Origin of the sequence: Frankia nepalensis, assembly GCF_016786325.1 — a bacterium.
GTDB classification, from domain to species: domain Bacteria; phylum Actinomycetota; class Actinomycetes; order Frankiales; family Frankiaceae; genus Pseudofrankia; species Pseudofrankia nepalensis.
The window spans coordinates 38451-63632 of the sequence record NZ_JADWYU010000084.1; the positions used below are offsets into that span (position 1 = coordinate 38451).

Genomic DNA, 25182 nt, shown 5'->3' on the forward strand with positions numbered 1-25182 from the left:
GTGACCGCGCGATCAGCGACCGAGGGGCCGGCCAGGCCCGCCGAGGCTGTCGGCCGGCGGTGGCGCCGGCCGCGACCCTTCTGCCTCCTCCTGGCGCGGAGGCAGAAGGGGCAGCGGATGGACGGGGAAGGCGCCGGGGTCCCGTAGGCCCAGATAGATGCCAGCGAGCTCCGCGCGGGAGGTGACGCCGTGCATCCGGTACAACTCCCGGGCGACGTTCTCGGCGTGGCCCTTCGACATGTAGAGCTCCTTGGCGATCGACTCGAAGTCGTCGCCGCGCAGGATCCTGGCCAGCAGCGCCAGTTCGCGTTCCGTCGGGCCCTGCCGGCGCCCCGTCGCCTCGCGCCCGGGCCCACCCGCGCCGGAGCCCGCCCCCTGGCCCGTCGGCGCCTCGGCCGCGCCGTCGGTGGCCCGGCCGCCGCCCCTGGACGGCGCCTGGCGTCGCAGGGACTCGCGCAGGTCGCGGCAGCGTCGCGCGTAGGTGGTCGCGCCGAGCGACTCGAAGATCTCCAACGCCGCGGTCAGGGCCTCGTGCGCCCGCGGTGTTCGTCGCCTGCGGCGGTGGACGTCGGCGACGCGCACCCGGGCGAGCGCCGCCGGCAGCCGCATGCCCAGCTGGTCGGCCCGGGCGATGGCCTCGTCCAGCGCGACGACCGCCTCGTCGAGGCGGCCGCGGGCGGTCAGCAGCGTGCCGCGTGCCCGCAGCGCCTGAGCGGTGCCGTCCGGCGAGGCGCGCTCGCGCGCCTGGGTCTCGAACAGGTCGAGCGCGTGCTCGGCCTCGTCGAGCCGGCGCAGCTTCACCAGCGCCTCGACGTGCAGGTCCCGCCAGTCGAACAGCCCGGGGGCGAGCGCGCCCGCCGGGTTGCTCAGCGCCGACACCGGAGTGCACGCCTCGACGACTCCCGCGGGGTCGTCGAGCGCGGCCGCGAGATGGGCGGCGGCGGTGGCGTAGTAGGCGCGCATCGCCGCCAGGTCCTGGGGGAGGTACTCGGCGGCCCTGGCCAGCAGCGGGCGCGCCGTCGCCGCGTCACCGCGCGCCGCCGGCGCGAGCGCGGCGATCGGGTAGACGAACGGCATCACCCACTCGTGCCCGGCTGCCTCGGCCATCGCCACGACCTCGCGGCCGGCGCCGGCCGACTCGTCCCACTGGCCCGCGCGGAAGGCGGCCTCCGCGTAGTGGGCGGCGGAGAGGAACCGCCCGTGCAGGAAGTCGACGCTGGCCCAGGACGACGGGTCCAGCCGGTCGAGGGCGCCGGCGAGGTCTCCTCCCCACAGCAGCACCACGCCACGGGCGATCCGCATCATGACGCCCAGCTGCGGAATCTGCTCCAGCTGCCGCTCACCGGCGGCCAGCTCGCCGAGCACCCGCTCGAGGTCGCCGGTCGCGGCCATGAGCGCCGAGGCCTGCATGCCGAGGCCCGAAGCCTGGATCGCCGACGGCGCGCCCGCCTGCTCGAACGCGCGCCGGCCCCACTGGGCCGCCTCGTCGTAGTAGCCGGCGGGGATGAGCGCCTGGGCGAGCCACACCGCGCACTGGGCGGCGGTCTCGGCGTCGTCGGCGGCGCGGGCCGCCTCCCAGGCGCCCATGAACCCGAACACGGCCTCCGGCGCCTTGTTGGCCAGCAGGTCCAGGTGCGCCTGGACGTAGAGACGCCGCGGTGAGGGCGGGTCGTCCCCGCCGGCCGGGCCGGTGGCCCGCGCCGGCTCACCGGTGTGGTCCGCGCCGTCGGCCAGGGCGGCCTCCGCGTCGGCGCGTTCGCCCGCCTGCATGAACGACATCGCCGCGTCCAGGCGAAGCACGCCGGCCGCGGCCGGGTCCGCGGCGAGCCGGGAGGCGAGCAGGCGATGATCGCCGGCCCTGGCGAACAGGCCGGCGGCGGACTCGGCCGCCGCGCACGCCGAGAGTTCCGCGGCGAGCCCGTCGTCGTGGCCGAGCGCCGCCGCGGCCCGGTGTTCCAGCGCGGCCGTCCGGTCGGAGCTCGCCGCGGCGATGGTGAGGTGCAGCGCGGTCCGCTCGGTGACGTCGAGACGGTGGTAGATGGCGGCGCGGACCAGCGCGTGCGGAGGCGTCACCCGTGGTGGCCGGCCGACCGTGCCGACCAGGCCGTGCCGCAACGCCTCGTCGAGCGCCCCCGCCGGGTCCGCGAGTCCCGCGAGCGTCGCGACCTGGGCCAGCGGGGCGGCCCGGCCGAGCACGGCGACCGCGGCGGCGAGCCGGCGGCCGTCCGGTGGGCAGGCGCGCAGGTCGCGGGCCACCAGCGCCGCCAGCGGCTCGGGGGCCGGGGGCGTGCCGACCCGAACCTGGCTGACGGGGTCCCGGTAGCCGTCCCAGCCGGCTCCGCGGTCGCCGTCAGGGGCGGCGCGCGGGCCGGGGACGATCAGCCTGGTCAACCACAGCGGGTTGCCGTCGGTGGCGTCGACGAGGGCCCACAGCCGCCGGGGCGGGGGCGGGTCCACGCCGGCCGTGGCGAACAGCTCGGCGAGCTCCGCCACGCCGAACCCCGCCATGTTGATCGTGGCGCCGCTGGCGGTGGCCAGGCGGCGCACGCCGTCGATCCACGGCGACTCGTGCGGCCGGCCGGCGAGCAGCAGGAGCAGCGGGAGCCTCGGGGCGTGCAGCATCAGGTACTTCAGAGCGCGCAGTGAGGGCGAGTCGCACCAGTGCACGTCGTCGACGCGCACCACGACCGGTCCGCGCGCGCAGGCCTGGGTCACGGCGCCCACGAGCGCGTCCCCGGCCTGCCTGACCTGGTCGAGGTCCAGCAACGGCTGGCTGTCCAGGCGTCCCCGGCCCGACGGGTGCCGCCGGGGCGAGCCGTCCGCGAGCGCGTCGATCAGCCGGTTCGCCAGGTCCAGGTCGTGCGTCCGCGCGCTCTGGGAGGCCTCGACGCGCACGATTCCCGCCGGTCGGCGACCGCCAGGAGGCGGGCGGCGACGACCGCCGACTGCCGGGGTGTCACCCTCCGGGGCGCCGCGGGTGTCGCCGTGGACCGCCGGCCCACGCGGCGCCGGTTCGCCCGGTGCCCGCTCGTCCGGTGCCCGCTCGCCGGGCGCCGCGTCGACAGGTGCCTCGTCGTCCGCCACCACGGCACCGCCGGCCGGCGCGGCACCGGCCGGCGCGGCACCGGCCGCCAGGTCGCCGAGGAACCGGTCGAGCAACGTCGTCTTGCCGATGCCGGCCGGGCCTTCGAGGAACACGCAGCGCAGACCGGACGACACCACCGCCGCGTACTGCCCATGAAGCTGGTTGAGCTCGGATTCACGACCGACAAAAAGCGCCATTCCGCCTGTCTCGACCCGCTTTCGACTAGTCCGTTGACTTTGTGCCGACTCGCCCCCCGGTGCGCGCCCCTGACCAGGCTGGGACCCGCTTTGCGGCGCATAGTAGTCGCACGACGGCGAGACGGTACCGTCGGTCGCCCGGAGGTGGCGCCCGCGCGCGGAACCTGGCGGCGCGGGCGGGAAGCGGCGCGAGCCCGTCACGCGCGACGTCTCGACCCGCTGGTCAGGTACGGTCTCCAGCGGCGCCTAGTGGGGTCTCGTCCCGTTCAGCGCATTCCTTCATGCCTGGCACCGGTCGTCATTCCTGTTCCTGTCCGGTACCACTCAGGTGCCAGCCGGCCCTCCCCGTTCCCGTCCGCGAGTCGTGAGGCCCAGATGTCACTGTCCACGCATGTCCTTGACACCGGGGCCGGCCGCCCCGCGGCCGGGGTCGCCGTCCGGCTGGAGAAGATCATCCTCGGCTTCGACGGCCAGCCCATGGGCTGGCGGCTGATCACCGAGGCCGTGACGGACGAGGACGGCCGGATCGCGTCACTGCCGGCGGACGCCGCCGGTCGATGGCGGCTGGTGTTCGACACCGCGCAGCGTTCGGCGTTCTTCCCCGAGGTGACCATCACCTTCCAGATCGAGGACCCGGCCGCCCATCACCACGTACCCCTGCTGCTCGCGCCCTTCGGCATCTCCTCCTACCGGGGCAGCTGACCACGCGCCCACGCCCGCCGCCAGGACCGGTCGGACGCGGAGCGCCCGACAAGCGCGCCTGTGCTACCGCTTTCGTCCCCGGATTGCCCCGATTCGGCTGGATGCACCGGGCCCGTATCAGGTTCGTCGGGCGCGGAGCGTCCGACAGGACGTGGGCGAGCGGTGCGCTAAGCGCACCTTCGAGCCCACGTCCACACTGGAGGGCGTGCCCACCCTGTCGGAACACCTGCTCGGCCGGCTGACGGCGCCGCTCGGCCCGGTCGACGCGACGCTCGCGGCCCGCCATCCCGGCGATCCGGGCACCCGCCAACCGGTGCACACCTGCTACGTCTCGGCCGAGCGGCTGCATCTCGACGTCGTGCTCGAGTGGGGGGAGACCGCCCGCGAGGCGCTCGCGGCACACGCGCCCTCGCCGGCCGAGCTCGCCGAGGCCACCGGCCTCGACACGCCGACCGCCCCCTGGGCGGCGGGCACCGCGGGCAGGCAGCCGGGCGGGGCGGACCCGGCGCTGGCCGAGCGGGTGTACGCCCACGTGCTGCGCGTGCTGTCGATGGAACCCATCCAGGACCTGCGGGTCGACCTGGAGGACGGCTACGGCATCCGCCCGGACGAGGTGGAGGACGAGCACGCCGTCGTCGCCGCCGAGGCGCTGCGGGCGGCCGCCGCGGCCGGGGCGCTGCCGGCCAGCTACGGGCTGCGGCCCAAGTCACTCGACCCGGCCGTGCGCGACCGCGGCCTGCGCAGCCTCGACCTGTTCCTCACCGCGCTCGCCGGCGACGACGGCGGCCCGCCAGGACTGGTGATCACCCTGCCGAAGGTGAGCGCGCCCGAGCAGGTCGGCGTGTTCCTGGCGGTCCTCGACGAGCTGGTGCCCCGGATCGACCTGCGCCCGCCGGCCGTCGAGCTGCAGATCGAGACCCCGGCGGCGGTGCTCGCCCTGCCCGCGCTGGTGGAGGCCGGGCGCGGCCGGGTCACCGGGCTGCACGTCGGCACCTACGACTACTCGGCCGCGCTCGGGATCGCCGCCGAACACCAGGCCAGCGACCACCCGGCGGTCGAACATGCCACCACGCTCATGCAGCTGGTCACCGCCGGGACCGGGATCCGGGTCTCCGACGGCTCGTCCAACCTGCTGCCGGTCGGGGCGACCGAGGCGGTGTGGGCCGGCTGGCACCGGCACGCCGGACTCGTCACCCGGGCCTGGCGGCGCGGCCTCTACCAGGGCTGGGACCTGCACCCCGCCCAGCTGGTGAGCCGGCACGCGGCGGTGGCCGCGAACCTGCTCGCGGGCCTGCCGGCCGCGCTCACGCGGCTGTCCGCCTACGCGGAGGCCCGCTTCGCCGGCGCCGTGGCCGACGAGCCGGCCACCGCCCGGGCACTGGCCGGCCATGTCCTACGGGCGCTGGACGCGGGCCTGCTGGACGACACGGGCCTGGCCGCCGCCGACCTCGACCGCGCGGTCGTCGCGAAGCTCGGCGGCCGCGGCTGAACTCGCCAAGACCGGCGGCCGCCGCCGAACGCCCGGCGGGAACGCCGCTGAAGCGGTCGGGCAGTCGGGCCTCCGCCTCACACGGGGATGGCCGCCCTCCTCGGAGGGCGGCCATCGTGGACACGCTTCTGGGCTCGGCTCCATGGTTATGGGAGCGGCGCTGTGGTGACCGAGTCGCCGCTGACCGCGACGATGATGGCCGCCGGGGCCGAGGCGTCGTCACCGCCGGAGGTCCTGGCGAGGCCGACCAGCACGGTGATGAGTACGAAGGCGACGAGCACGAGGGTCTTCACCGCCGCGTACATCGGCTTGAGAAAGGTCTGCGCGATCCCCCAGAGGCTGCGGATGTGTCGGGTGAGTCCGCTAATCAGGACGCTCAACCCGACGACGACGATCAGGGCCAGAAGGAACAGGCCGCCCTGGCCGTCCGACTCCGCCACCTGGGCATTTACTGCATGTTGAGCAAGGTCTAGTCTAGTCATTTGGTAGGTTCCGCTCCCCGCTCGGACTTGCGCTACCGCGTAGGTGTGCGGCCGCCGTAGTTGGCGCTACGGCGGCACTCTGGCACCGCTGCGTCGAGGTGCCGCAAGGGGCGACGGGCTGGAGCCCGCCTAGGTTGACAGGACGCCCCCGGTACTTCGTGTGGTCGAGGCCGGGGGTGTTCTGTTGTGCGCCTTGGCTGGTTCCTGTGGTCTCGGGCCTGCCGCCTCCATCTCTTCTCTCTGAACTTCAGAGAGCTACACTGTATTTCTGAACTCCACCGGTAGAGACTGGGTGCTCTACCAAGTCCCACTGTATGACCAAGATGCCGACAAGACTAGAGAAATAGCCGAATCCGGAGCCCGCGGTGCGCCACAAGCCTCTCGACTGCCCGGGTCGCGGTTCCGCGAGATCTCCTGATACGCTTTCCGTCCATCGACACGCTTGAGGTTCGCTGAATTTCACCGTCGACACTGGACCGGGTGGAGGGATGATGTCGGAGGCAAACCGGACGTTGGCTCAGCGCCTCCGACGGCAGCGAGAGGCGGTCGAGGGCCGGCTCACGCAGCCTCAGGTCGCCAGGGCTCTCGGCGTGTCGGTGGCGACGGTCTCATCCGACGAGAACATCGCGCGGGGTATCCCGCTCACGAGGCTTGGGAAATACGCGACGTTCTACGCCGCCCCTCGCGCCGACGAGGACGCGAGGGCACGGTTAGCCGCGGAGGACGAGCTCACCGACGAGGAGCGCGCGGCTCGGGATGACCTGCTGGACGAACTGAAAGCGTTGCGGGGCGCCGCGGCGCCGGTGCCCGACCCGCCGGCGTCCATGCTCCCCAACGCGGCGCCTCGCCGCACCTGGCGTTTCGACGACGAGGCACCCGTCCGGGTGGTGTGCGGGCAGATCCCGGTGGAGGCTCGCTCGCCGCTCGCGTCACCGGACAATCTCAACCACACCGAGATGTTCTCGTTCGCGGACGCTGACGCCCTCGTCGAGTTGTTCGGGCACATCAGGGCGGAGAACCCCGCCCTGGACGTCCGGTTCCGCACCTCCGCGGGCATGGGGTCGGACGACGTGTCCGGCCACCTCGTCCTTCTGGGCGGCCTCGGTTGGAACCAGGCCACGGTGTGGTACACGCGGCAGGCCGACGTGCCGGTCACCCAGATCTCCGATCCCGATTTCCCTGACGGGGAGATCTTCGAGGTCACGCGGGACGGAGGGCGCCGCAAATATGTGCCAAGAATGGCCGACAACCCGGACCTCGGCCTCGTCGAGGATCTCGGGCTGCTGGTACGGATAGCCAATCCGTTCAACCGTTCCCGGACACTGACCATCTGTAACGGTGTGTACTCGAGAGGCGTGTTGGGGGCGGTCCGCTGTCTCACCGACGCGAACCTCAGGGAACGGAACGAACAATACATATTCGACAGGTTCGGCGAAGCTGGAGAGTTCGGCATCCTGATGCGCGTGCGAGTGCTCAGGGGAAAGACGATAACGCCTGACCTGCATGACCCGGACATTCGTCTCTTCGAATGGCCCTGAAAGGACCCGATCGGTGACAAGGACCGGTCCGACGGTTGAGCACGGCTCCGGCGAGTCGTCTGGCGAGGAGGGCGCCGCGCAGCCTCCAGCTGTCTCCCACCGGACGTCGCACCGCGCGCTGCTGCGCCGGTGCGACGCGGGCGCCGCCGGCCAGCTCGCCGCCATCGTGGTTCCCGCCTCCCGCCCGGCTCATAACCTGACCAGCGCGATGGAACTGGCCGTCTCGGTGGGCGCCGAGCTGGTCGCGCTGTGCAGTGGGGGAACGGAGGCCACCCAGGTCGTCGAGCAGGCGCGTACCATGCCCGGGCTGCGCGCCGCGGTGGTGGACCTCGCCGACGGATACAAGAACGACAAGCTCGACGAGTTCGAGACGGCCCATGTGCTCGGCGCGGCTCCCGCCTACCTTGGCGACCTCAGTCTCAAGCGGAATCTCGGACTGCTGCTCGGCGCCGCGGCGGGGTGGCGCTCGCTGCTCTTCCTGGACGACGACATCCGGGATGTCGAACCGATGCTCGTCCGCGAGGCCGCGGCGGGACTGCGTCATTTCGATGCCGTCGGCATGATCGCGCGTGATTTCCCGGACAACTCGGTCGTCTGTCACGCCAACCGACTCGCCGGCGGGCGGCAGGACGTCTTCGTCAGCGGGTCCGCTCTTCTGGTCGACTCCTCAAGGGATGTCAGCTTCTTCCCCCGCATCTACAACGAGGACTGGTTCTTCCTCTTCGACATCGTCCAGCGTGGCGCGCTTGGCGCCACCGGTTACGTCCGACAGCTGGAATTCGATCCGTACGCGAACCCGCGGCGCGCGGCCGATGAGGAGTTCGGCGACGTGCTTGCTGAGGGCCATATGGCACTGATGCACGCCGGAAGCGTCGACGAAGCGAAGAGCCCGGATTTCTGGGCGAAGTTCTTGGAGGAACGCGGGCGGTTCGTCAAGGATATCCGGCGGCGGCTGGAAGCGAACTCGGGTCTGAACCACGCCCAGGCCGCCGCCGCCCGGTGCGCGCTGCGTACCGCCGACCTGACCCGGTCCGAGATCCGCCCCGAGTACCTGGCCGACTATGTTCAGCACTGGCGGGCAGACCTTGCCCGTTGGCGCCGGCTCCGGTCCAGGCTGGTCGCCGGTTCCTCGCTTGCCGACGGACTGAGGGCGCTGGAACTCATGGACCGGACGAAGCTGCTCGGCGGCCGGTGACCGGGACACGCGGCAAGGGCTGCTTGCCCGCCAGACAAAATCGGGTCGAAGGTCGGTCAGTCGGGTGGATCGCCGAGATGTCTGATCATTCGGACCTCTTGGCGGCTGGAATCGGTGGGAAAGGGCTGGGCTAGTCCGGTCCGCTGGAATCCGAGGCGTTCGTACAATGCGATGGCCGGCACGTTGTTGTCGGCCACCCATAGCGACAGGGAGGTGGCCGCGTCATCCGCGGCCCACGCCGCGACAGTCTCGACCAGGCTGTGGGCGACCCCGCGACGGCGCCAGGGAGGCGCGACCCAGAGACTCAGCAGGTGGCGGTCGTCGGGGGAGTCGCCGAACTCGGCCGAGCCGGCGACGAGGCCCACCTGATGCTGGTCCTCCCAGGCGACGAACCAGGAGCAGCTTTCCATCCGGGTGTGCCAGTCGGACTCGGCGAAGCCGCTCTCCCGCGTGGCGGTCGAGGCGAAGGCTGCGGGAGCATCGGTCAGCGCCTGTAGGCGTAGCTCACGCAGTACGGCCCACTCCCCCTTGTCGAGAGTGCGGATCTCGATGCTGTGGGTCACCATTCAACGGTGACAGAGTCCGCCGCCTGGTTCATCTGTTACCGAGGTCGGTGAACTGTGACCAGCGGTTGTATTACGGCCGCGCACCGCCGCTCACTCGTCCCCGTCGGAGGCTCGCCCATCGGGTGCACAATCGAGACGACATCACTGGACATCGCTGGCCGTCGCGGGCGGCTCTGCATCCGGTGGTGCCCACGGCGTGGTTGGTCGTTCCGTACCTATCCGCCCTGGAGCCTCGTGGAGCGCGGCCGCCGACGAGACGCCCGGTCCGTCGTCGTCTCCCGGGCCGTCGGGCGTGGCACGTAGGTGGCGGCCCGTGGCTGGGTTCTGGGCTGGGCCTGCCCGGCGGAACCCGGGCCGGACGCGCACGGGGAAGTGCGGCCGTCGGGCGAGGTCCGCTGCCGTCCCGCGCGCAATCGCCACCAGAACAGCCAGAACGGCAGGCGGCGCCGAGACGGTGGCGGCGACCGGCGCGTGCCCGCTCAGGTGGGCGCCTTCGGGGGTGTGGACCTGCCGGGTTCCGTCTGGTGGAGGGCGGGGTTGACGGGGGTGGGGCGAAGAACTCCATCATGTCGATGGAAATTGGGTGGATGTCGATCGACGCTGTGGAGGCTCCGTGTCCGTCACGGATGAGTACCTGGCAAACAACACCGTCTACGCGCAGAGCTTCGCGGGTCCGCTGCCGCTGCCGCCGGCCCGGCAGGTCGCCGTCGTCGCCTGCATGGACGCGCGGCTCAACGTCTACGGGATCCTCGGGCTCGCCGAGGGCGAGGCGCATGTGATCCGCAACGCCGGTGGGGTGGTCACCGACGACGCGATCCGGTCGCTGGCGATCAGCCAGCGCCTGCTCGGCACCAGGGAGATCATCCTGATTCACCACACCGAGTGCGGGATGGTGACCTTCACCGACGACGCCTTCAAGCGCGCGATCCAGGACGAGACCGGTATCAAGCCCGCCTGGGCCGCGGAGGCGTTCCCGGACCTCGACGAGGATGTGCGCCAGTCGATCGCCCGGATCAAGGCCAGCCCGTTCATCCCCCACCGGGACGCCGTCCGGGGCTTCGTCTTCGACGTCGCCACCGGCCTGCTCAAGGAGATCGTCTGACCCTCGGTGGTCAGGACGGCGCGAGACGGGCGGCCAGGGCCGCGGCCTCGGCGGTGACGCGGGTGCGCAGGGCGCGCTTGGCGTCGGGGTCGAGCCAGGTGGCCTCGACGCCGTCGAGGGCGATGGTGACCATGTCGTCGAAGGTGTAGCCGAAGGCCTCGGCGACCGAGGTGTACTCGTAGCCGAGGTCGAGGTCGGTCATCGCCGGGTCGTCGGTGTTCACGGTCGCGAGCAGGCCGGCGGCACGCATCGCCGGGTAGGGGTGGTCGGCGAGCGCCGGGAACGCGTTGGCGATCCGGATGTTGGAGTTGGGGCAGACGGTGAGCGGGATCCGCTCGGCCGCGAACCGGCGGACCAGCTCCGGGTCGTCGACCAGCGAGAGCCCGTGGTCGACGCGTTCGGCGCCCAGCACGTCGACCACCGCGGCGATCGCCGACGGCGGCGAGTTCTCGCCCTGGTGGCCGGTCAGGCGGAACCCGGCCGCCGCGGCGGCCCGGTACGCCTCCGTGAACGACACCGGGTCGACGCCGAGCTCGGTCGAGTCCATCCCGACGCCGAGCACCCGCTCGATGCCGGGCGCGCCCGCGCGGCGCAGCTCGCCGAGTTCCGTCACCATGTCCAGCCCGGCCGCCGGGCCGAACGCGCGGTCGATGTCGGCGATGAGCATCGCCTTCGACCCGGTCTGGGCCTCCGCCGCCGCGATCCCCTCGGCCAGCCCGGCGACGACGTCGCCCAGCCGCTGGCCACCGGCCAGGTGACGGGCGGGGGTGAAGAACATCTCCGCGTAGACCCGCCCGTGGGCGGCGGCGTCGAGCACGCTCTCGTACCCGAGCCGCGCCCAGTCGTCCCGGCCCGCCAGCGTCGACTGGACCAGCCAGAAGATCGACAGGAACTCGTCGAGCGAGCCGTACGAGTACAGCTCGTCGAGGTTCTCGGTCGGCAGGGCGAGCCCGCCCCGGTGGGCCAGCTCGATCACCGTTCCCGGCCGCATCGTGCCCTCGACGTGGCAGTGCAGCTCCACCTTCGGCAGCAGGTCCAGCGCGGTGGCCAGGTCGAGCGGCTCCATGCCCGTCGTGCCCGTTGTCGTGCCCTGCCCCATCCCAGCGCCTCCGCGGCTAGAAAGATCTCAGACCCGAATCCCCGATCAGACCCGTGTCGCGGCGGCCGGGACGGGTCCCGCGTCCTCGACGGCGGCCTGGATGCCCGTCGCGATCGTCCGGTGCCGGGCCAGCATCTCGTCCAGCGCGGGGTGCGTCGGCACCCCGTCCTCGACGACGAGGCGCCCGGCGACGACAGTGTGCCGCGCGGCGACCGGTCCGCAGCGCAGCCACGCCTCGACGGGGTCCGACAGGGCGCCCGCGAACGCGACCCCGGTCAGCGGCCAGACGACCAGGTCGCCGACCGCGCCGACGGACAGCTCGCCGATCTCGCCGACCCGCCCCAGGCAGCCCGCGCCGCCCCTCGTCGCGATCTCGAGCGCGTCCCGCGCCGACATCGCCGCCGAGCCGTGCCGCAGCCGGCCCAGCAGCATCGCCGTGCGAGCCTCCAGCCACAGCGACGCCGCGTCCGCCGAGCTCGACCCGTCGCAGCCAAGGCCCACCGGTGCCCCGGCGGCGCGCAGCTCGGCGACTGGCGCGAGGCCGCCGCCGAGGATCATGTTGCTGCTCGGGCAGTGCGCCACCCCGGTGCCCCAGGCGCCCAGCCGGGCGACCTCCTCGGGGTTCGGGCAGATGCAGTGCGCGACCCAGGACCGGTCGCCGCCCCAGCCGACCTCGGCGAAGTGGTCGATGGGCCGACGGCCGTAGACCGCGAGGCAGTACTCGTCCTCCTCCGGGTCCTCCGCGAGGTGGGTGTGCAGCCGGACGTCGAGCTGCTCGGCCAGCTCGGCCGTCGCCTTCATCAGCTCGGGGCTGACCGAGAACGGCGAGCACGGCGCCAGCGCGACCCGCACCATCGCGCCGTGGCCCGGGTCGTGGTGCGCGGCGACGAGCCGGGCCGACTCGGCGAGGATCTCGTCCGGGTCCTGGACCACCGAGTCCGGCGGCAGCCCGCCGTCCTTCTTCGACAGCGACATCGAGCCGCGCGTCGGGTGAAAGCGCATGCCCAGCGCGCGGGCGGCGGCGATCTCCGCGGAGATCAGGTCGCCGCCGCCCTTCGGGTGCACGTAGAGGTGGTCCGTGGTGGTCGTGCAGCCGCCGAGGGCGAGTTCGGTGAGGCCGACATAGGCGGAGACGTGCACCGCTTCCTCGTCCAGGCGTGACCACAGCGGGTAGAGCGTGGTCAGCCACTGGAAGAGTGTGCCGTGCAGCGACGGCGCGAAGGCCCGGGTGAGGTTCTGGTAGATGTGATGGTGGGTGTTGACCAGCCCCGGGGTGACCAGGCAGCCGTCGGCACGCAGCACGCGCCTGGCCGCCGGCGGCTCGTCACCGGCGGCGCCGACGCCGGTCACCAGTCCGTCGGTGATCGCCACCCAGCCGCCGGGCAGCTCACGGCGTTCGGCGTCGACGGTCGCGACCAGCTCGGCTCCGGCCACCAGCAGGTCGGCCGGCTGGCCATCCAGGGTGGCGGGAGAGGGAGAGTCCGGGTGCGTGGTCATGGGGGCCGATTCTGCTGGCCTGGGATTACGCGCGCATGACGCGGCCGATCCCACAAGTCCCGCCGGCGTCCGCGCTGCCGACGGCGCTGACCGTCGTGCCCGTCGACGACCCGGCCGACCCGCGGGTGACCGACTACCTCGCGCTCACCGACGTCGCGCTCCGGCGCCGCAGGGAGCCAGCCGAGGGCCTGTTCATCGCCGAAGGAGAGCGGGTGATCTACCGCGCGCTGCGGGCCGGTTACCAGCCGCGCTCGGTGCTGGTCTCACCCAACCGGTTGGACGCGGTGCCGACGGAGATCGGCTCGGATGTACCCGTTTACCTGGCCGGCCCGGAGATCATGGCCCAGATCACAGGATTCGAGGTGCACCGGGGCGCGCTCGCCGCTATGGCGCGCCACCCGGACCGCGACCCGGCCGAACTGCTCTCCTGGGCGCTGCGGGTCCTCGTCCTCGAGGACCTCGTCTCGCACACCAACCTGGGCGCGATCTTCCGCTCGGCCGCCGGCCTCGGCATGGACGCCATCCTGCTCAGCCCGCGCTGCGCCGACCCGCTGTACCGGCGGTCGGTCCGTGTCTCGATGGGCGAGGTCTTCGCGGTCCCCTACGCCCGGCTGGATCCCTGGCCCGCGAGCCTCGCCGCGCTGACGGACCGCGGCTTCGAGGCGCTCGCGCTGACCCCCGCCGCCGACGCGACCGACCTGGCGGCCCTGCGCCCCGCCCCGGACGCGCGGATCGCCGTCCTGCTCGGCACCGAGGGTGAGGGCCTGTCGGTCGCCGCCCAGGCCGCCGCCACCCGTCGCGTCCGTATCCCCATGGCCGCCGGCGTCGACTCCCTCAACGTGGCGGCCACCGCCGCCATCGCCTGCTACGCCCTCGGCCGCCCACCTTCCCCACCGATTGGCTAGTAAGGGCTGGACGCACAGCGGCACGTTCGACCCCCCGCCGCTCGGTAGCCCATCGGCGGGGACCCCGCGGCAGGGTTGAGGCAGAAGAACCGCTTGGGGGTCAGGGCGGGGAGCCAGGGAGGTCGGGAGCGCCTCCGGCGGCGGCGCGGCGGCGGTGGGCGAGCGCGGCGAAGACCTCCATGGCGACCCGGTGGGCGCTGTTGACCGTGGTGTCGGCGTGGTCGTAGGGCGGGGAGACCTCGACGATGTCCGCCGCCACCAGCGGGGTGTCGAGCGCGATCTGGCGGACGGCGCGCAGCAGGTCGGCCGGGTTCATGCCGCCGGGCTCCGGGGTGCCGGTACCCGGCGCGAAGCCCGGGTCGAGCACGTCGATGTCGACGGACAGGTACAGCGCCTTGCAGCCGTCGACCGCCTGCGCGATCGCGTCGGCGATGACCGCCCGCGAGCCGCGCTCCCAGATCTCGTGCATCAGGTGCCAGCGCAGCCCATTCTCCTGCATCCAGGCGAAGACGTCTGCCGGCGGCCAGTAGCCGCGTAGCCCGACCTGGACGAAGTTGCTGCCGCGGACCGCGCCCGACTCGATCAGCCGGCGCATCGGGGTGCCGTGCGAGGCCAGGTTGCCGTCGATGATGTCGGCGGTGTCGGCGTGCGCGTCGAAGTGCAGCAGGCCCACCTCGCCCCAGCCGACCGCTTCGGCCACCGCCGTCGCCGCCGGCCACGTGATCGAATGGTCGCCACCGAGGATGAGCGGAAAGATCCCGTTACGCGCGACCTCGTGAACCTTGGCCCGGATGTTCGCGTGCGAGGCTTCGGTCAACCCGTGCGGGCAGTGCGCGTCGCCCGCGTCGACGACGTCGAGCCACTCGAAGATCTCGATGCCGAGGTCGAGGTGGAAGGTGCCCGGGTCGTAGGCCTGCGCGCGCAGCGCGCGCGGGCCGAACCGGGCACCGGGCCGGTTGGTCGTCGAGATGTCGAACGGGGCGCCGACGACGGCCACGTCGGGGCGCCGCTCGAGCAGCTCGGCCTCGGTCTCCAGCCACGGCCGGCCGCAGAACGTCGCGAGCCCGGCGAAGCCCTGCCCGTCCGGCTTGCCGCCCGCGGCCTCGCGTGCCGCGTACGGCGGGACCGGGCGGCCCGGCGTCCCGTCCGCCACGTCCGGTGTCTCCTCGCCCTCGGTCCAGGCACTCCGTGCCAGAAGCCCTCGTTCTGGGAAGCCTCGTTCTACGCTGCCCAGTATGAGTCGTCCGGCCGAATCCGGCCTTCCGGCGGCACCCAGCGCCGTCGCGGCGCCGGAAACCGCGAGGCCACCTGGTTTCGCGGCGCCGTCGGGCTCCGTGTCACCGTCGGGCTCCGTGTCACCGTCGGGCTCCACCTCGCCGTCGGGCTCCACGCGACCGTCGGTCTCCATGCCGCGGTCGGGGTCGGGGACGGCGCCCGCCGACGCCCACCTGGCGGGTGGGCCGCCGGCCGGCGCGGCGACGCGGCGCTGGTCGCGCCGCGCCAGGCTCGGCGGGTATCTGGGCGTCGCCGCGGCCGCCGTGGCGGGCTCGACGATGGTCTACCTGGTCGACCCGGCCGAGCCGGGCCATTACCCGACGTGTCCGTTCAAGTGGGCGACCGGTGGCCTGGACTGTCCCGGCTGCGGCTCGATGCGCGGCCTGCACCAGGCGCTGCACGGCCACCTCGGCGCCGCGGCGGACTACAACCTCTTCTTCGTGATCGCCGCGCCGCTGCTCCTGCTTGGCTGGTTCGTCGCCGTGGGCCGGCTGCTCGGCCTGCCGATCCGGACGCCACGCATGCCGGTCGCGATCTACCGGGCGCTGCCGGTACTCGTCGTCGCCTACTGGATCGTGCGCAACACCCCAGGTCCTGTGGGCGACTGGCTGCACTCGTAGCCTCGCGCCGGCGGACCTGCCCCGCACGGCGGGCTACCGGAGATGGCGGTCGAAGAAGTCCAGGATGCGCGCGTACGCGTCGTTCGTGGCTGCCTCGTCGTGGCCGACTCCGAGGACCTTTCCGACGGCCGAATACACCGGATGCTTGTTCATGAAGGAGTGGCCTACCTTCGGGTATTCCTTGACGTCGTGTGGCACGCCCGCCTCGGTGAGAGCGGCGTCGAGCCTGGCGGCGGCGCCGCGCAGGGAGACGTCCCGGGCGCCAAAGCTGGCGACGATCGGGCAGGCGCCCGCGAACACCGCGGCGAGATCGCCCTTGGGCATCATGCCGTAGTTCGGCGCCGCGGCGTCGAAGCCGCGGGTGGCGGCCACCAGCGCGAACCCACCGCCCATGCAGAAGCCGACGACGCCCACCCGGCCGGCGCAGTCGTCCCGGCCGGCGAGGTAGCGCCGGACCGCCTCGAGATCGTCGTACGCCGGCCCTCGCCCGGACATCGCGGCCCGGATCGTCGCGGTCACGCACCGCGGGCCGCGGGCGCTGAACAGGTTGGGCGCGAGGGCGACATAACCGGCCGCGGCCAGCCGGTCGACGTGGCGGCGGGTGTCGGCCGTCAGCCCGAAGGCGTCGTGCAGCACGACGACGCCCGGCCACGGCCCGGATCCGGCCGGCGGTGTGGCGAGGTAGCCGTCCAGCTCGGCGGCGGTCGCCGCGCCGGGAACCTTGACGTCCACGATGGCGGCCTCCTCGCGGGGCGCTGCGGGGCGCTTGCTCCAGCCAGCGGGCGCCATCCGGCGCCAGCAGACGATGATGCCGTACCCATGGCCGGCGCCGCGACGGTTCGCCCCGGTCCGGAGCCTGCCAGCCAAGCATCACCCGGTGGCGGCATCGGGATCAGCGCGGTTGATCGGCGTCCCTGCTTGCTGAGGGAAGCGGCGGCCGGTGGCTTAGGTGGCTTCGCTACAGTTCGTGCGGGCAACGGTAACCCCAGGCCGTATGCGGCCTCAGGACGCAGGGGGTGAGGATGGCGCAGGGCGCGTGCCGGCGAGCGGGTGAGGTCAGGCTGGTCGGGCTGACGCATCATCATCCCGGCGCCGAGGCGGCCGCCGTCGCGGACGTCGACCTCACCGTCGCCTCCGGGGGATCGCTCGCGCTTGTCGGCCCTGAGGGCGCGGGCAAGACGACGGTGCTGCGGCTCGTCGCCGGGCTCGACCGGCCGGTCGAGGGCCGGGTGCTGCTCGACGGCGTCGACGTCGCGGGACTGCCGGCGCCGCGCCGGCCGGTCGCCGCCGTCTTCGGTCGCTACAGCCTCTTCCCGTTCCTCGACGTCGCGGCGAACGTCGCCCTCGGCCTGCGGGGGAGCGGCTCGCTGGCCGGCGCGCCGGACCCGCGTGGCCGGGCGCTCGCCACGCTCGCCGGCAGGGCGGGCACGGCCCGCCGGGTACGCGAGGCGTTGGAACTGGTCCGGATGGGCGACTACGCCCGGCGCCGCCCACCGCAGCTCGCCCCGGCGCACCAGCAGCGGGTGGCGATCGCCCGGGCGCTCGTGCTGCGCCCGCGGGTGCTCGTGCTCGACGAGCCGCTCGGCGCGCTCGACGACGACGACCTGCGCGTACGGCTCGCCGCCGACCTGTGCGCGCTGCACCGCCAGCTCGGGATCACCATGATCTACGCGACCCGGTCGGCCGGTGAGGCGAGCGCGGTCGCCGAACGGGTCGCCGTCCTCGCGAACGGGAGACTCCTGCTCGAGGCGCAGCCGGCCGAGGACGCGGTCGCCCGCGCCCGGGCGGACGACGACCCCGCTGGTGACCTGCCGGCGGGTGACGTCGACGCGATGCTGGCCGCGGCCGACGACCCGGGCGCGGGCGCCCCCGCCGCCTGAAGGACCGCCGCGGCGGGTCGAGCGCGGGCCCGGCCGCGCCGTGGCCCGCCGGCGACGCCCGCCCGGCCGCGACCGGCTTTCTTCCACGCTTTCGGCTCGTTCTCCCGGCGCCGTCCGTGCTCGGCCACCGGAGCCGACCGCCGGCGCTCCCGCCCCGGGGCCGCCCACTCCTGATTACCTCGGCCGCTGCCGGGAACGGGCGAGGCAAGTACCCGAGGCGAGAACGAGTACCGAACGCACAGGTACCCGAACGACGTGGCGGACGGGAGGCACCGCGGGGGCCCCGACCCAGACCCACCGGGAGGCAGAGATGACCAAGCCCGCCGAGTACCGGCCTGACGGTGTCGACATGTTCAACGTGCTCGACGACGTTCCGCTGACCGTCGAGGAGAGCCTGGACAGCGACGACCTGGGAACCACCGACGCGGGCCTGGACCCTCTCGACGACAGCTGGGACGCCCCCGACTCGCCGAGCGCGGAGACCCGGCAGCGCCCGACCGCCAACGAGCGCCTCGCGGGTGCGTCGCTGGACGAGGCGCTGGCCCAGGAGGTCCCGGACGTCGATCCCTACCTGGAGGCGGAGCGCCTCGAGACCGGCCTGGTGCTCGACGACGACGTCGAGGGCGTCGACACGCCGTTCGCGGAGTCGAACCCGGGCCCACGGCTGGCGGGCCTGGTCGCCGACGACGCGGCCGGGCTCGGGGAGCCGTTGACGGCCCGCCCGGTGAACGCCCGGACTCTCCGCCGAACCGGCGAGGCGGGCCTGGCAGGTCAGGGTGACGGCGAGGCCTGGCCGCTCGCGCCGGAGGAGGATGCGTTGCATCTCGACTGAGGGGCGGCGTCCAAGGGGGTGTACCCGGCAAAGCGGGGCATGGGATTCCCGGTCGTGGCCGCCCCGCTACCTGGCGGTAGCGAGTGGTTACATCGAGTGATCGATGGCCCGTGCGCGTGTGGAAGGGTATAGGCGGCGCGCGCCAGGGTGTTCACGCCGCGCGGGCAGTTCCACCCCGCTCGTCGGTGAGGCGCCGATAACGTATAGCGTCCCGCTTCGTGGCTACTGTTGCGGACCGGATTCTTGGCCATCTGGCCGGGGTGCCGGCCGGTTTGGACGACGGCAGGCTCGCGGAGGCGATCGGCGCCAGCCGCAGCTCTGTCAATAACGCGTGTCGCAAGCTCGCCGAGCAGGGGCGGCTGGTACGGGCCGTCGGAGCCGACGGCAAGATCTTGAACATGGTCGGGAGTGGGTCCGCGCCCGCCGAAGGCGGGTCGGTGGCCGCGGCTGAGCCGGCCACGCCCGAGCCCGAGCTGCCGGTGGCGTCCGTGGCGGAGCCGGCCGACGAGCCGGCCGTCGTCCCGGAGATCCCGGCCGCGCGCTCGGGCCCGGACGACGTGCCCGGCATCCCCGCGGCCCGCCTGCCCGGCGATGACGAGATCGCCGCCGCGGCGGAGCCGGTGGCCGAGCCTGAGCCGGTCGTGGCGGAGGCCGAGCCTGAGCCGGTGGAGCCGGTGGAGCCGGAGGCCGAGCCTGAGCCGGTCGTGGCCGAGGCCGAGCCTGAGCCAGTGGCCGAGGCCGAGCCGGTCGCGGCGGAGCCCGAGCCAGAGGCCGAGGCCGTCGTCGAGCCGGAGCCCGCCGGCGCCGTCGCGGACGGCGAGGTGACCGACGCTGAGGTGACCGACGCTGAGGTGGCCGAGGGAGAGCTCGTGGAGCCGGCGCCGGCCGCGGCCGAGGCGGCCGACGACAGCGACATCGTGGACGCCGAGACGTCCGCCGAGCCCGACCCGTCGGCGTCGCCGTCCGGTCCCCGCCGGCCATGGTGGCGGCGCCTGTTGCCGTTGCGTTAGCTCCCGGCGCGATCCGCCGGTGATCCGCGCCGCCGGGATCCGCGCCGGATCGGAAAAGCCAGTCCGGATCTCGCTTTCGGCGGCCCGGAGGTCCTGGGAGGTCGTTCGGCAATGCCCCGGAGCGGTTCGCGGTGGGTATCGCCGGCCCGACAGCCGCGCGGCCGGGGAGCCACTACGGTTACCAATCTGGTTGCCGAAGGTGTTAGGTGTGTCCCGTCGGGCGGCTACCGGCGGGGAATCGGCCCGGCATAGCGTGGCAGCGTCACGGAACTCAATCAGGGGAGAGCATGTCCATCCGAGCCCGAGCGCTCGTCGCCGCTGTGGCGTTGACGTCGTTGGCGCTGACTGCCTGCGGCAGCAGGGTCAACTCTGACGACCAGCCCAGCAATCCGGACGGCGGCGGCACCACGCAGGCGTCCAACAACACGGCGTCCGACACGGGGGTGAGCCCCACCGAGATCAAGGTCGGCCTGATCAGCGGCCAGACCAGCGGGCTCGGTCCGGACACGTTCTCGGCGTCGCTGTACGGCGCGCAGGCCTACTTCGACGCGCTCAACGACAAGGGTGGCGTGAACGGCCGCAAGGTCAAGCTCGTCCCGTGCGACGACAAGGGCACGGGCGACGGCAACGTCGAATGCGCGCACACGCTGGCCGACGACGAGAAGGTGTTCGCGCTCGCCGGCACCACGGCTTTCGACTACGCCGGTGCGCAGTACCTCGACTCGCAGGGTGTCCCGGACATCGGCGGCCAGCCGGTCGGCGACGCCTACTACCAGTACCCGCACATGTTCTCGATCTACGGTGGCTTCGGCTACCCGCGGGACGGCAAGGCGCCGGGCTACGACGGCAAGCTCTACGCCCCGACCGGGAACTACCGCTGGTTCAAGGAGAAGCTCAACGCCAAGACGGCGGCCGTCGTCTTCCTGAACGTCCCGCAGTCGCAGCAGTACGCGTCCTCGATCGCGCTGGGCCTCCAGAAGGAGGGCTACACGGTCGTCTCCGAGCAGGTCGACCTCGCCCTGCGTAACTGGGACGCGGCCGTCATCGACATGAAGAACAAGGGCGTCGAGGTCGTCTTCGACGCGCTGACCGACGACTTCAACGGCCAGCTGTGCGAGGCCATCCAGTCGCGACAGATGCCGCTGAAGGCCAAGGTCACCACCACGCAGAGCCTCTCGGACTCCGCCGCCACGATCTACGCGAAGTCGCCGACCTGCCTGAACAACCTGTACGCGATCAGCACCGCCAAGAACTACAACGACATCGACGACCCGCTGGTCAAGCAGTACCGCGACGACGTCGCGAAGTACACGCCGGACCGCGTGAACAAGCTCAACCAGTGGATGTTCGAGGGCTACATCTCGGCGAAGTGGCTCACGGACGCGATGTCGTCCTGTGGCGCGGACCTGACCCGTGAATGCGTCGAGAACTACATGACGACCGAGACCTATGACGCCGAAGGGCTGCTGATCCCGCGGGACTTCAAGGTCGACAACCCGCCGCCGACCAGCGCCAAGGACTGCCTGAACGTCGTCCGCTGGACCTCGAGCGCTCCGACCGGCAAGGCTGGCTGGACCTCACAGACCGACGACATGACGACGAACTGCTTCCAGGTCCCGACCTTCAGCTTCGACGCCGGCTGACCTCCGGCCAAGACCAGAAGGGGCCCCGCCCCGGCGAGCTACTCGCCGGGGCGGGGCCCTCGGTCGTTCCGGGACGCGACGGTGTCAGCTGGGGCAGTCGACGGCGCGAGCCGGGCGGCTGTCCCGTGGGCTCGGGGCGTGAGTGAGCCAGGAAGGCCATGCGGCGTGCGGAGGCCACGTGAGGCTGGGCAGGCCGCCCGCCCCAAGGCGCCGGACGGACTGGAAGAAACGACGGAGCGGCCCGGCCAGACCGGCCCCGCCCCTCCGGTCGCTCAGGCGTGCGCGAGCTCGGCCGGGTCGCCGACGAACGAGCGCTCGCCGCGGTGCAGGACATAGACGAGGTCGGCCATGCCGAGCGCCGCCTCGGTGTACTGGTCGGCCAGGATGACCGTCGTTCCGCCCGCGGCGATGGTCGCGAGCCACTCGAACAGCTCGGCGGCCACCTTCGGCGACAGTCCCAGGGAGAGTTCGTCGACCATCAGCACGCTGGGCCGGGCGAGCAGCGCGCGGGCGAGCGCGAGCATCCGCCGCTCGCCGCCCGACATCGAGCCGGCCCGCTGGGGGAGCCGGTCACGCAGCTTCGGGAACGCGTCCAGCGCGGGGGTGATGTCCGGGTAGCCGGCCGCCTCGGCGACCACCATCAGGTTGTCCCGGACCGACAGGCTCGCGAACACCGCCCGCTCGTCCGGCACGAGCAGCAGGCCGCGCCGCGACCGGTCGAGCGCGGACATCTTCGTGATGACCTCGCCTCGCCAGGTGAGCGTGCCCTGGCGCAGCGGCACCAGGCCGGCGAGTACCCGCAGCGTGGTGCTCTTGCCCGCGCCGTTGACGCCGAGCATGGCCACGACCTTGCCGGACGGGATGACGAGGTCCAGGCCGTGCAGCACCTCGACGTTTCCGTAGCCGGCCCGGCCACCGGTCAGCCGCAGCTCGATGCCGTCCGACGCCGGCGTGCCGCCCCTGCGGGTGGCCGCCGCGGCGGCGGCCAGGGCGCTGGCCGAGGAGCCAGCCGCGATCTCGGCTGAGGGGCCGGCTCCGGCTCCGGCATTCGACGGAGCCCTGTCCTTCGAGGGGAACATGCTCACGCCGCCACCGATCCCTGGGCGAGGTAGACGGACTGGACGGTCGGGTTCGCGCGGACCGTGGCCGGGTCGCCGTGAGCGACCACTTTGCCGCCGACCATGGCGTACACCTGGTCGCACACGGTGAAGACCAGGTCGACGTCGTGGTCGACGAGGACGATCGCCACGCCGGCGTCGGCGATCCGGCGCAGCAGGGCGGAGAACCGCTCGGTCTCGACCGCGTCCAGGCCGCTCGCGGGCTCGTCGAGCAGCAGCACGTCCGGATGGGCGCACAGCGCCCTGGCGCACTCGGCCAGCCGCAGCGCGCCCGTCGGCAGCGAGCCCGCGACGAAGTCGGCGAGGTCGCTCAGGCCGAGCGAGGCGAGCATGTCGTCGACGACCTGCTCGTGCGAGGGGTTCTTGCGCACGCCGAGGCCGAACAGGCCGCCGCCGTAGTCCCGGCGCCGGTTCTCCACGCCGACCAGCAGGTTGTCCCGCACGGTCATGCTGGTGAACAGCGACGGCACCTGGAACGTCTGCACCAGCCCGAGCCGGGAGCGCTTGTCCGGCCGCAGCTTGCTGATGTCCCGGTCGCCCAGCAGCACCGCGCCCTCGTCGGGCTGCTCGACGCCGGTGAGCAGCTTGAACAGCGTCGACTTGCCGGCGCCGTTCGGCCCGATCAGCCCGGTGATCATCCCGGGTGGGGCGGACATGTCGACGTGGTCGACGGCCGTGAGCCCGCCGTAGCGGCGGACGAGGCCGACGGCGCGCAGCTCGGCGCGGCTCACGGCCGGCCCCCTTCCGGATGGTTGAGCGTGCCGGTCCCGGCCGTCACGGGGCTCGCGCCGTTCGGCCCGGGCAGGCTCGCGGCCACGGGCAGCGCGGCGGCGGGCGCGCCGCCGCCGAGGCGCCCGAGCAGCGACCGGCCGAACGGGGTGAGCGTGAGTCCGCGGGCCGCGGCGACCCGGTCGACGGCGGTCAGGTCGACGGTCACGCCGCCGCCTGGCGCGACGGCGGCCGGGGAGCGGCCAGTCGTCGGCTGGGCCGCCGGCGTCAGGACGCCGGCCTGGGACGGGATCCGTGGCCGCGGCGCGGTGCCTTCTGGCTCGACGAACTCGTCGGCGAGCCGCAGCGCGACGAACCGGACCAGCCCACGGACCGCGGAGGCGAGCCCGCCGGGCAGCCAGCCGAGTGAGAGGGCGAGAATGCCGACCGCCAGTGTCGACGAGCCCTCCGGGAAGAACACGTTGATGGACACGATGAACGCGGCGGCGATGATCGCGCCGACGGCGCTGTCCGCGCCGAACACGACGACGGCGGTGAACCACAGCAGGCTCTGCATCGGCTCGAACTGGGTCGAGCTGAACGACCCGGTGCTGTGCGAAAGCAGCGCGCCACCGAGGCCGGCGACCACCGAGGACACCGTGAACGCCAGCAGCTTGAGGTTGCGCACGTCCACGCCGACCGCGGCCGCGCCCTCGGTGTGGTCGCGGACGGCGACCAGGGCCCGGCCGAGCCGCCCGCGGTGCAGGTTGTACACCGCGAGCAGGCCGAGGCCGAGACCGACCATCTCTACGATGTAGAAGGCCTTGTCGTTCAGCATCCAGCCGCCCAGGTACAGCGGCTCGGCGTACACGCCGACGGACAGGTCGGGCTGGTTGAAGACGAACACGGTGACGGTGGCGCCGACGGCGAACGTCGTGAGCGCCAGCGCGAGCCCGCGGCGGCGGATCGCCGGGTAGCCGGTGATGAGGCCGATCGGCGCGACGAGCAGCGCGCCGATAAGGATCGCGAGCAGGCCCGGCATTTCGGGCAGGCCGGGGAACTCGCCGGCCTCGAGCTTGAGCGAGAACAGCGCGCCGAGGCCGGCGTAGCCGGCGACGCCGAGCGAGACCTGGCCGCTGTAGCCGGTGACGATCACCAGCGACAGGAAGATCAGCGCGAGCGCGGGCACCAGGAAGGCCTTGCGCAGGTCGGCCGCCCCGAAGAAGAGCGGGGCCATCAACATGACGATGCCGGCGAAGATGATGATCAGGTTCTTGTGCCGCTCGCCCAGCGTGCCGCGCTCTGGCGCCTCCCGGCTGGAGAGCCGGCCGGCCGAGCCCGCGTCGCCACCGAGCTCCCGCAGCTTGGGGCTCAACAGCAGCAGCACCAGCAGGACGACCACGAACAGGCTCGAGGTCAGCGTGCGGTAGGTGTCGGCGAACACGCCGGTCACGCTGAACTGCGTCAGCTCGCTCTGCGCGATGCCGATCGCGAGACCGGTGAGCACCGCGACCGGCAGGCTGGACAGCCGGGCCGCGACGATCACGGCGAACGTCGTCAGCACGACCAGCGACAGCCCATAGGGGCTCAGCCCGAACCGGGGGGCGAGCAGCACGCCGGTGAAACCAGCGAGCGTCGTGCCGAACGCCCAGCCGACGGCGGCCACCCGGTCGGCGGGGATCGAGGACATCTCGGCGAGCTCGCGGTCATCGACGACCGCGCGCACCTGCCGGCCGAACCGGGTGCGGTTCTGCACCACCCCGAGGAACACGCAGGCGACCAGGATCAGCGCGAGCGTGCTCAGCGTGTCGACCTCGATGGACCAGGAACCCGAGCCCACCCGCTCGTCCGGGAAGATGGACGGAGTGTCGTTGCGGGTGCCCAGGCCCCAGATGCCGGCGCACATGCCCAGCGAGAGCACCAGCACGCCGAGGCTGGCGACCAGTGTCTCGGCGGCGGACGCGCGCCGGCGCGCGAGCGGGCGGAAGACCAGCCGCTCTAGCAGGAGGCCGAGCCCGGGGGCGAGGAACGCCATGGCGATCACGGCCGACAGCCAGACGGGGAAGCCCCACTCGACCGTCATTTCCCGATAGACATAGGCGACCAGGGTCGCGATACCGCCGTGCGCGAGGTTCAGGACGCCGTTCGTGCGGTAGGTGACCAGCAGGCCGATGCCGGAAAGCGCCGCGACCGCGCCGATGGCGAGGCCGGCGATCGCGAGCTCGACGCTGACCACCGG

21 protein-coding genes are annotated in these 25182 nt (G+C 72.9%); 11 read left to right on the top strand and 10 right to left on the bottom strand.

Translation table 11 applies throughout. The annotated features are described in order from the left end of the window. Positions 1–12: 12 nt before the first annotated feature. Positions 13–3282, bottom strand: coding sequence for an AAA family ATPase (locus I6A81_RS04385; RefSeq protein ID WP_203002481.1), 3270 nt, complete (start codon positions 3280–3282; stop codon positions 13–15). A 375-nt stretch (positions 3283–3657) separates the two neighbouring features. Here I6A81_RS04385 and uraH point away from each other — a divergent pair, with 375 nt between their 5' ends. Both uraH and I6A81_RS04395 read left to right on the top strand, forming a co-directional pair. Further along, positions 3658–3984 (top strand): hydroxyisourate hydrolase, encoded by a 327-nt coding sequence (gene uraH / locus I6A81_RS04390; protein WP_203002482.1) that lies wholly within the window; start codon positions 3658–3660, stop codon positions 3982–3984. A gap of 205 nt (positions 3985–4189) precedes the next feature. Then, complete coding sequence (locus I6A81_RS04395; RefSeq protein WP_203002483.1) at positions 4190–5473, top strand: DUF6986 family protein; 1284 nt, start codon at positions 4190–4192, stop codon at positions 5471–5473. Positions 5474–5619: 146 nt separating this feature from the next. Here I6A81_RS04395 and I6A81_RS04400 read toward each other — a convergent pair whose 3' ends face one another. Then, positions 5620–5913, bottom strand: a complete 294-nt coding sequence (locus tag I6A81_RS04400; RefSeq protein ID WP_203002484.1) for a hypothetical protein — start codon at positions 5911–5913, stop codon at positions 5620–5622. 533 nt (positions 5914–6446) lie between these two features. On the opposite strand from I6A81_RS04400, the gene I6A81_RS04405 reads away from it, so the two are divergent. Then, entirely contained in the window at positions 6447–7493 is a 1047-nt protein-coding gene (locus I6A81_RS04405) for a helix-turn-helix domain-containing protein (RefSeq protein WP_203002489.1), read from the top strand. A gap of 13 nt (positions 7494–7506) precedes the next feature. Further along, positions 7507–8688 (top strand): hypothetical protein, encoded by a 1182-nt coding sequence (locus tag I6A81_RS04410; RefSeq protein ID WP_203010110.1) that lies wholly within the window; start codon positions 7507–7509, stop codon positions 8686–8688. A 56-nt stretch (positions 8689–8744) separates the two neighbouring features. Here I6A81_RS04410 and I6A81_RS04415 read toward each other — a convergent pair whose 3' ends face one another. Further along, entirely contained in the window at positions 8745–9254 is a 510-nt protein-coding gene (locus I6A81_RS04415) for a GNAT family N-acetyltransferase (RefSeq protein WP_203029991.1), read from the bottom strand. Between the two features lie 613 nt (positions 9255–9867). Here I6A81_RS04415 and I6A81_RS04420 point away from each other — a divergent pair. After that, positions 9868–10356 (top strand): beta-class carbonic anhydrase, encoded by a 489-nt coding sequence (locus tag I6A81_RS04420; protein WP_203001060.1) that lies wholly within the window; start codon positions 9868–9870, stop codon positions 10354–10356. 10 nt (positions 10357–10366) lie between these two features. Here the strand turns inward: I6A81_RS04420 and add are convergent, their stop codons facing one another. Both add and I6A81_RS04430 read right to left on the bottom strand, forming a co-directional pair. Beyond that, on the bottom strand, positions 10367–11455 hold the full coding sequence (add, locus tag I6A81_RS04425) for an adenosine deaminase (RefSeq protein WP_203001063.1): 1089 nt from the start codon (positions 11453–11455) through the stop codon (positions 10367–10369). Positions 11456–11500: 45 nt separating this feature from the next. Beyond that, on the bottom strand, positions 11501–12952 hold the full coding sequence (locus tag I6A81_RS04430) for an 8-oxoguanine deaminase (RefSeq protein WP_203001065.1): 1452 nt from the start codon (positions 12950–12952) through the stop codon (positions 11501–11503). Between the two features lie 35 nt (positions 12953–12987). Between I6A81_RS04430 and I6A81_RS04435 the strand changes: the two genes are divergently transcribed. Next, complete coding sequence (locus tag I6A81_RS04435; RefSeq protein WP_203001067.1) at positions 12988–13857, top strand: TrmH family RNA methyltransferase; 870 nt, start codon at positions 12988–12990, stop codon at positions 13855–13857. Between the two features lie 100 nt (positions 13858–13957). Here I6A81_RS04435 and speB read toward each other — a convergent pair whose 3' ends face one another. Then, positions 13958–15010 (bottom strand): agmatinase, encoded by a 1053-nt coding sequence (gene speB / locus I6A81_RS04440; RefSeq protein ID WP_307874469.1) that lies wholly within the window; start codon positions 15008–15010, stop codon positions 13958–13960. Between the two features lie 253 nt (positions 15011–15263). Here speB and I6A81_RS04445 point away from each other — a divergent pair, with 253 nt between their 5' ends. After that, a complete protein-coding gene (locus I6A81_RS04445) occupies positions 15264–15752 on the top strand; it encodes a DUF2752 domain-containing protein (protein WP_203001069.1) in 489 nt (162 codons plus the stop codon). Between the two features lie 33 nt (positions 15753–15785). On the opposite strand, the gene I6A81_RS04450 is transcribed toward I6A81_RS04445, so the two are convergent. Next, positions 15786–16484: a dienelactone hydrolase family protein gene (locus tag I6A81_RS04450; RefSeq protein WP_307874470.1), complete on the bottom strand. Its 699-nt coding sequence runs from the start codon at positions 16482–16484 to the stop codon at positions 15786–15788. A 290-nt stretch (positions 16485–16774) separates the two neighbouring features. On the opposite strand from I6A81_RS04450, the gene I6A81_RS04455 reads away from it, so the two are divergent. The 4 genes from I6A81_RS04455 (at position 16775) to I6A81_RS04470 (ending at position 21117) form a co-directional block, all read left to right on the top strand. Beyond that, a complete protein-coding gene (locus tag I6A81_RS04455) occupies positions 16775–17632 on the top strand; it encodes an ABC transporter ATP-binding protein (protein ID WP_203001149.1) in 858 nt (285 codons plus the stop codon). 310 nt (positions 17633–17942) lie between these two features. Next, a complete protein-coding gene (locus I6A81_RS04460) occupies positions 17943–18464 on the top strand; it encodes a hypothetical protein (protein WP_203001071.1) in 522 nt (173 codons plus the stop codon). A gap of 218 nt (positions 18465–18682) precedes the next feature. Continuing rightward, positions 18683–19474 carry a MarR family transcriptional regulator gene (locus I6A81_RS04465; RefSeq protein ID WP_203001073.1) on the top strand — a complete coding sequence of 264 codons (792 nt, stop codon included), beginning with the start codon at positions 18683–18685 and terminating at the stop codon, positions 19472–19474. 287 nt (positions 19475–19761) lie between these two features. Next, positions 19762–21117: an ABC transporter substrate-binding protein gene (locus I6A81_RS04470; RefSeq protein ID WP_203001075.1), complete on the top strand. Its 1356-nt coding sequence runs from the start codon at positions 19762–19764 to the stop codon at positions 21115–21117. A 272-nt stretch (positions 21118–21389) separates the two neighbouring features. On the opposite strand, the gene I6A81_RS04475 is transcribed toward I6A81_RS04470, so the two are convergent. From I6A81_RS04475 to I6A81_RS04485, 3 genes are read right to left on the bottom strand one after another with little or no spacing between them, the layout of a single operon-like run. Further along, entirely contained in the window at positions 21390–22196 is an 807-nt protein-coding gene (locus tag I6A81_RS04475; RefSeq protein WP_238428502.1) for an ABC transporter ATP-binding protein, read from the bottom strand. Positions 22197–22198: 2 nt separating this feature from the next. Next, positions 22199–22966 carry an ABC transporter ATP-binding protein gene (locus tag I6A81_RS04480; RefSeq protein ID WP_203001077.1) on the bottom strand — a complete coding sequence of 256 codons (768 nt, stop codon included), beginning with the start codon at positions 22964–22966 and terminating at the stop codon, positions 22199–22201. Then, positions 22963–25179 (bottom strand): ABC transporter permease, encoded by a 2217-nt coding sequence (locus tag I6A81_RS04485; protein ID WP_203001079.1) that lies wholly within the window; start codon positions 25177–25179, stop codon positions 22963–22965. The genes I6A81_RS04480 and I6A81_RS04485 overlap by 4 nt, the downstream gene beginning before the upstream one ends. Between the last annotated feature and the right edge of the window lie 3 nt (positions 25180–25182).